Source organism: Pseudescherichia vulneris (assembly GCF_902164725.1).
GTDB classification, from domain to species: domain Bacteria; phylum Pseudomonadota; class Gammaproteobacteria; order Enterobacterales; family Enterobacteriaceae; genus Pseudescherichia; species Pseudescherichia vulneris.
This window is the reverse complement of sequence record NZ_LR607338.1, coordinates 3,504,572-3,505,916: the sequence shown is the minus strand read 5'-3', so window position 1 is coordinate 3,505,916 and position 1,345 is coordinate 3,504,572. Positions and strand designations below refer to the sequence as shown.

Genomic DNA, 1,345 nt, shown 5'->3' with positions numbered 1-1,345 from the left:
GACATCTGACAGACCCACCTTCCTCTTCCACGACTACGAGACCTTCGGGACCAGCCCGTCGCTGGATCGACCGGCGCAGTTTGCCGCCATCCGTACCGATGAGGATTTCACGCCGATTGGCGAGCCGGAGGTGTTCTACTGCCAGCCTGCGGATGACTATCTGCCGCAGCCGGAAGCCGTGATGATCACCGGCATTACGCCGCAGATCGCCCGAGAAAAAGGTAACAATGAAGCTGTCTTTGCGAGGCGGATCCATGACATCTTCACCGTGCCGGAAACTTGCGTGGTGGGCTATAACAACGTTCGCTTTGATGATGAAGTCACCCGCAACATTTTCTACCGCAACTTCTACGATCCCTACGCCTGGAGCTGGCAGCACGGTAACTCCCGCTGGGATCTGCTGGACGTGATGCGTGCCTGCTACGCGCTGCGCCCAGAGGGCATCAACTGGCCGGAAAACGATGACGGACTGCCAAGCTTCCGCCTTGAACATCTCACTCAGGCCAACGGCATCGAGCACAGCAACGCCCACGACGCGATGGCGGATGTCTACGCTACCATTGCCATGGCGCAGCTGGTTAAAGCCCGCCAGCCGAAGCTGTTTCACTATCTCTACACCTACCGCAGCAAGCAGAAGCTCACCACGCTGATCGACGTGCCGCAGATGAAACCGCTGGTGCACGTCTCCGGTATGTTCGGTGCCGATCGCGGCAATACCAGCTGGGTTGCGCCGCTGGCATGGCACCCTGAAAACCGAAACGCGGTGATCATGGTCGACCTGGCCGGGGATATGTCTCCTCTGCTGGAGCTGGACGCCGACGCGCTGCGCGAGCGGCTTTATACGCCTAAGGCGGATCTGGGTGATGCGTCCCCCGTACCGGTGAAGCTGGTGCACCTCAATAAGTGCCCGGTGCTGGCGCAGGCGAATACCCTGCGTCCGGAAGATGCCGACCGGCTGGGTATCAACCGTCAGGCGTGCCTGGCGAACCTGCAAATTTTGCGCGACAACCCAGACGTGCGGGAAAAAGTGCTGGCTATCTTCGCCGAAGCGGAGCCGTTTGTGCCGTCAGATAACGTTGACGCCCAGCTCTATAACGGCTTCTTTAGCGACGCCGATCGTGCAGCGATGAAAATCGTGCTGGCGACCGATCCGCAAAACCTGCCAGCGCTGGATATTACCTTTGCCGACAAGCGCATTGAGAAGCTGCTGTTTAACTATCGGGCGCGCAACTTCCCTGGCACGCTGGATGAAAACGAACAGCAGCGCTGGCTTCAGCATCGGCGTAACGTTTTTACTCCAGAATTTTTGCAGGCCTGGGCGGAAGAGCTGGAGGCACTCTACCAG

The 1,345-nt window shown here is 59.0% G+C and carries 1 protein-coding gene; it reads left to right on the top strand.

Features of this window, described 5'->3' with window-relative positions; translation table 11 throughout:
• Positions 1-1,345: exodeoxyribonuclease I (gene sbcB, locus FN633_RS14570; RefSeq protein ID WP_154058953.1), on the top strand; the 1,345-nt coding region annotated here is incomplete at both ends.